At 57.2% G+C, this 6,222-nt stretch carries 4 protein-coding genes; all 4 read right to left on the bottom strand.

The genetic code is table 11. The features are described 5' to 3' along the window. On the bottom strand, positions 1 to 994 hold a 994-nt coding region (locus A3848_RS24380; RefSeq protein ID WP_074087486.1), incomplete at its 3' end, for a glycoside hydrolase family 130 protein. Positions 995 to 1,059: 65 nt separating this feature from the next. Further along, positions 1,060 to 2,379, bottom strand: coding sequence for a glycoside hydrolase family 125 protein (locus A3848_RS24375; RefSeq protein WP_074087485.1), 1,320 nt, complete (start codon positions 2,377 to 2,379; stop codon positions 1,060 to 1,062). A 32-nt stretch (positions 2,380 to 2,411) separates the two neighbouring features. Then, positions 2,412 to 5,621, bottom strand: coding sequence for an alpha-mannosidase (locus A3848_RS24370; RefSeq protein ID WP_074087484.1), 3,210 nt, complete (start codon positions 5,619 to 5,621; stop codon positions 2,412 to 2,414). Next, on the bottom strand, positions 5,608 to 6,222 hold a 615-nt coding region (locus A3848_RS24365; RefSeq protein WP_178382070.1), incomplete at its 5' end, for a glycoside hydrolase family 3 C-terminal domain-containing protein. The genes A3848_RS24365 and A3848_RS24370, both read right to left, overlap by 14 nt.

Raw genomic sequence — 6,222 nt, 5'->3', positions numbered from 1 at the left:
CCTCAATCTCCAAAGGGAACTCCCTCATATATTTAAGCAATTCATCCACGGTGGTAAAAGCAAGGCCCGTAACCGTATCCGCACACCCGTAGTAGATCGCAATCCGTCCTGTCGCGGAATCGGTCAAAGCCGCGCAAGGGAAGGTCACATTGGGCACATCTCCCACACATTCGTACACCATTTCCGGCCCCAGAATATAATTGCGCGAACGGGCTTTTACTTTCCAAGGCTGATCCAGATCCAGAAGCGCACAGCCCATGCGGTAAACAAATCCATTACATGTGTTGATTACGCCGTGATAGATGAGCAGCCAGCCCTCGCTGGTTTCGATCGGAATCGGACCGGGACCAATCTTCTTGGACTGCCAGGCGGAGGCATCTCCACTCACCGTCCCCATCACATAGCGGTGCTTGCCCCAGAAGGTAAGGTCCGGGCTTTCACTGTAGAAAATATCTCCAAACGGAGTATGCCCGGTATCGCTTGGACGGCTTAACATGGCATAATGCCCGTTGATCTTCCGCGGGAACAGCACGCCATTGCGGTTATACGGCAGAAAGGCGTTCTCCAGTTGGTGGAAGGTTTGAAAATCGGTGGTGTACGCGAGTCCGATGGTCGGCCCGTGATAGCCGTTGCACCAGGAAATATAATAACGGTCATCGATCTTGCAGACCCGGGGATCATAGCGGTATTCCCGTTTGATGACCTCTTCGTCCCCTTGGAAAACAATCGGTTCATGCTGGATAGTCCAATTCACCCCGTCCTCGCTGAAGCCTGCAAAGATATCCATGCTGACCGATTTCGAATCGCAGCGGAAGACGCCGGCGAACCCATTCCCAAAAGGGACGACCGCCGAATTAAACACACTGTTGGAGTTCGGGATGGCATCCCGGTGAATGATCGGATTGGCCGAATATCTCCATACAGGTGCGCTGGTGGCCGCCGGCTTCTCCTCCCAAGGGATAGTTGACAGATTTTCTCCAATAATCGTACTCATGTTCATGTCTCCTTTTCGTCTAAAAAAGTAATGTACTCCATCTTGTCATCCGTAGCTGAAATCACTTAGAGAATCCCTTCCTGCAGCGCCCGCCAGATCAGTTGGGAGAACAGGCTGTTCGACCAGGCGAACCAGCTGCGGGTGAACACGGAGGGGTCGTCCGCATGAAAACCTTCGTGCATAAAGCCGGTATCGGCGTCCGTTGCCTCCAGCATGCTAATCACCGCCAACTTCTCTTCCTTCGTGTCCGCCGTGATCCCTTGCATCGACAAGGCCATATGCCAGATATAGTTCTTCGGTGTATGCGGACTGCCGATGCCTTTGGCTGCGGTTCCTTCATAATAGAACGGATTTTCTGTACTGAGCGCAAACCGTCTGGTGTTCTGATAGACCGGATCATCGTTCTTCAAATAGCCCAGGTACGGAATGGAGATCAGCCCCGGGGTTCCGGCATCATCCATCAAGCAGTAATTGCCGAAGCCGTCGGTCTCGTAGGCGTACATCGGCCCGAATTCAGGATGGCGGTAAATCCCGTACAGCTTGATGCCGTGATCCACCTCGAACTCCAGCGCCTTCAGCTCGGCCAGCAGATCCATGTCCCGGAAGACCCACTCGGCGAATTCCTGCATCTGCCGCAAGGCGACAACGGCAAACATATTGCCGGGAATGTTGTAGTGGAAATCACAGGCATCGTCACTGGAACGGAACCCGGACCAGATCATCCCGGTATAGTTCACCGGCATGCCCAGTCCGTTATTTCGCAACGAGTCTTCCGGAATACCGTTGTTGCGGGTGAAGCGGTACGGCGACTGCTCGAAGTGATGCTGCTCTTTTTTGAACACCTCGATAATAGTACGCAGGGCAGACTTGAACTCCGCATCGAAGAAGTCGGTAATCCCGGTTTCCTGCCAGTAGGTATACGCGAGACGCACCACGAAGCACAGGGAATCAATCTCGAATTTGCGCTCCCAGACCCACGGGGACATCTCGGTCACGTCCGTGGTGTTCCAGTGCCAGTCATTGGCATATTCATTAAACGCATTGGCGTACGGATCGATGTGGATGTACTGGATATGACGTTTGATCAGGCCGCCGATGATGCGCTGCAGATCCGGGTCGTTCTTGGCCAGCGGCACATAATGGATGACCTGTTCCACCGAATCGCGCAGCCAGGAGGCCGGGATATCTCCGGTAATGACAAAGGTGGTGCCATCCTCCATCCGCTTCGTCGTGGTCTCCAGGGTGTTCGGAAAACAGTTTTTGAACAGCTGCAGCAGCTTGGGCCGGTGGGCCAGCTTCTCTTCCGCCTCGGCTAGCACCTCTTGTACAGCTTGCGGCAGTTCGAGCTTCGGCATCGGGATTTTCGGTAATCTGAATTGTTCCAAGGAAGGGACACTCCTTCTATTCGAATAGTCGTTTATTTCACGTAAATCGTCTGGATCTCAAAAGGAGCAAAGTGCAGCTCGAATTCACCTTGGTGATGGGCGACAGGCTCCAGCTTCTCCTCCAGCGCGTTGGACCGGTACACTTCACTGAACGGCTGGTTCCAGCCCAGCGTCACGGTTTCCCGTCCGCCCGCGGATTCATAGAACCGCAGCACGCAGCCCTGTCCGTCCTCGGACGGCTTCACGGTGTCCAGCACAACATGTTGCCCACTGAAGCGGATGAAAGAACCTGTGGACGGTATAGAACCCTGGTCCCCTTCGGCTGCGGTGACCTGCACCTCATGATTCAGCTCCGCGGCCTTGCGCAGCGTATGGGCACTCCGCCAATCGCCCGGGTGGGGATAGAGCGAATAGGTGAAGTCATGAACGCCGAGGTCCGCAGTGGCGTCCGGCCATTGCGGCGCACGCAGCAGGGACAGGCGGATCGTGCTTCCTTGAATGTCGTAGCCGTATTTGCAGTCATTCAGCAGGCTGACGCCGTATCCATGTTCGGATACATCCACAAAACGGTGTCCGCAGACCTCGTACTGCGCCTGTTCCCAGCTGGTATTGCGGTGCGTGGGACGCTCCAGCGCGCCAAAAGGAATCTCATAGGTCGCTTTGTCTGCGACCACATCGACCGGGAAGCCGACCTTCAGCAGCTTGTGGGCTTCCTTCCAGTCCACATGGGTCTTGAAATCGATTCTGCGGTCATGGGCATACAGGATCAGATCCTGGGTGATCTGCGACTGGCCCAGCGTCCAGCGGAATCTCAGCACATCCCGGACTTGGCCGGAGTGAAGCACGTATTTCTCCACCAGCTCGGCCTCGCCGGCGGGCTGGGCTTCATAGCGGCTGTCGATATCCCAGGCATCCCAGAGTGTCGGACGGTCATGGAAGAAGTGGAATTGGTTGGCCCGTCCGCCCTGCTGCACCACTTCCCGTTCGGCCGCTTTGTCGAACAGGCTGGTGATTTCGCCCCGTTCATTGAACGTCAGGCGGTAGTGCGGGGTCTCCCAGCGGTCATTCAGGACGGTGCGTTCCGGCCTATTCACTGCTTCCGGGCTTTCCGGCGTTGGCCGTTCCCCGCGTTTCAGCCAGATCGTCTTATACCCCATAGCCGGAATGGCGGGGACATGAATGTAAGCGGTCTGTTGACCCGTTGTCGGGCCCATAGCCTCGTCTACTGTTGACAAACCGGCCACAAGATCTATCGGAAGTGCATTTCCTGACGCGTCATATGCTGATATATTCCGTTCATTTTCCGTTGGTTTATTTTCCGTTTGTCTATTTGCTGTTGGTTCCCTATCTGATGCTTCTGTATCTGCCCATGGAATGGCAACGACTGCATCACGCGCCCAGCCGAGGCTGTTGAACAGCACGTGAGGCTGGCCTTCGCCTGCTGTTGTGACCTGAGCCGTCAGGGCTTCCAGCCCCGGCTGCAGCGCTGCCTCACCAAGGGCGAACACCTCGCGGTATTCCTTCTCCGAAGTCTCATAGGCTTCGGGGATGGCCGAACCGGGAATAATGTCGTGGAACTGGTTCAGCAGTATCCGCTTCCAGCCGTGATGCAGCTGTTCGGCACTGCTGCTGCGCAGCTCGGGCTTCATGGCAGGAGCGGCCAGGGTCTGCCACAGCTCAGCCTCACGGTAGAGAATCTCCGCCTTGCGGTTGTTCCGCTTGTTGCGGCCATGTGTGGTATAGGTGCCGCGGTGCAGCTCCAGATACAGATCGCCGCGCCATTCGGGCAGCTTGGGCTGCCGCTCCTCCATGCCTGCGAAGAAATCCGCGGCGCTGCTGAAGGTACTGGCCGGCTGGCCGACCATCAGGTCTGCACGGCGGATGTATTCCAGCATCTCGCGGGTGACGCCCCCGCCGCCGTCGCCATGGCCGTAGAGCAGCATCTGCTCGTTATGGATTTTCTTTTCACGGAAGGATTGCCAGTGTTCATGCACATCCTTCGGCAGTGTATTCTCGTTCACCCCATGGTTGAGGTAGGACAGCATCGGAGTGCCGTCAATGCCGACCCAATGGAACAGATCGTACGGAAATACGTTGGTGTCATTCCAGCCGAGCTTCGTGGTCATGAAATAGCGCATGCCGCCATGCCGCAGAATCTGCGGCAGTGAAGCGCAGTAGCCGAAGGTATCCGGCAGCCATTCAATCTCTGAGGTCTGGCCGAATTCCTTCTGGTAGAACCGCTGGCCGTAGAGCATCTGGCGCATCAGGGACTCTCCGCTCGGGATGTTCAGGTCCGGCTCGACCCACATGCCACCGACCAGCTCCCACCGGCCTTCACGAATTCGCTCTTTGACCTTGGCGAACAGGACCGGGTCGTTTTCCTTGAGATATTCGAACAGCTGCGGCTGGCTCTGGGCGAATTGATAGTCCGGGTATTCGTCCATTAAGGCATTGACGGTGGAGAAGGTCCGGCTGGTCTTCCGCACGGTCTCCCGCGCCGGCCACAGCCAGGCAATGTCGATATGCGACTGGCCGACCATATGAATGGTGCCTTCTGCGTTGCCGCCAATCCCTGCAATATCTGTACGCAGCGCCTCTTCCAGGGCGGCTACAGCACTGCCTTCACGAACCTCAGGCTCATTTAAATTCAAATATTCGTCCATCACCCGGTACAAGGCTTCCAGCATCCGCGCGCGGCGCATATCCGCTTCGGGCAGCAGGATCGCCGCATCGCGGACGATGACGGCGGTATACATCAGGCTCTGGACCGGCTCATTGACCCGTACCAGCCAGGTGCGGATGGCCCGGATCGGCGGCTGGATGACTGCCTGCTGATTCAGCGGGTCCACCGGCTCGGGAATGGGATCGAACAATTCGATTTCCAGCTCCAGCGGCCGGCCGTCCCGCGAGGCTTCCAGGGTTACAAAGGTGTGGTTCCGGTCGAGGCCGTGGCGGGATTCCCCGTTCACCCGCAGCAAGCCCTCGCCGCCCGACTCAAATATGAGCCCCGTACGCTGCCCTTGCCATTCTGCCGGGATCGTAAGCGAAAGGCGGAAAAAATACGTGGTTCCCTGCACACTCGGGAACAGGTTGAAATCTCCGCCTTCGGTATACGGCCGCATTCCGTCATATTGACCCGGCACGGTATAGACCGAAGCCTGAATGTCCCAGCCTTCCAGCGCCTGCTGCTCCAGCCATTGCCGCTCGGACAGCTCGCGGATGAATCTTCTAATCCGTTCCATGTAACCCCTCCGTTCCACGCGAACCCTCCGTTACCTCGAGTGCAGCTTCCAGTACCTCATTGACATGACGGCCCACCAGCACCTTGAATCCGCCCGGCTCCACGACAGGCTGAGCCTCCGGGCCGATATATTGCAGCTGCTCCAAGCCGACTTCAAATTCCACGATTTGCGCTGCGCCTGGAGCCAGCGTGATTTTGCGGAAGCCTTTGAGTTCCTTCGCGGGTCTGGACACCTTGCTCACCACGTCGGAAATGTAGAGCTGAACGACCTCGGCGCCTTCCCGTTCTCCCGTGTTGGTCACGGTGACCCGTACGGTTGCGGTTTGGTCTGCCGTGATTGCCTGCGGCTCCACCTGGAGTTCTGAGTAGCGGAAGCTCGTATAGCTCAGTCCGAACCCGAACGGGTAGCGGGGCTGCGAATCGGCTTCCAGATATTGTTTGCCGCGTGAACGCTTGCCGTTGTAGTACACCGGAAGCTGACCCACATCCTTCGGCCAGGAGATGGTCAGCCGTCCGGAGGGATTCACGTCTCCGAACAGAATATCCGCCACCGCATGGCCGCCCTCCTGGCCGGGATACCAGGCTTCCAAAATGGCATCTGC

Origin of the sequence: Paenibacillus sp. P32E (assembly GCF_001909085.1) — a bacterium.
Taxonomy (GTDB): Bacteria; Bacillota; Bacilli; order Paenibacillales; family Paenibacillaceae; genus Paenibacillus_AQ; species Paenibacillus_AQ helianthi.
The sequence above is the reverse complement of the archived record's forward strand: the minus strand, read 5'-3'. Positions and strand labels throughout refer to the sequence as shown.

Bases quoted from the DNA above. Each gene is read 5' to 3' on its own strand.
- A3848_RS24370 (WP_074087484.1), bottom strand. From the start codon at position 5,621: ATGGAACGGATTAGAAGATTCATCCGCGAGCTGTCCGAGCGGCAATGG.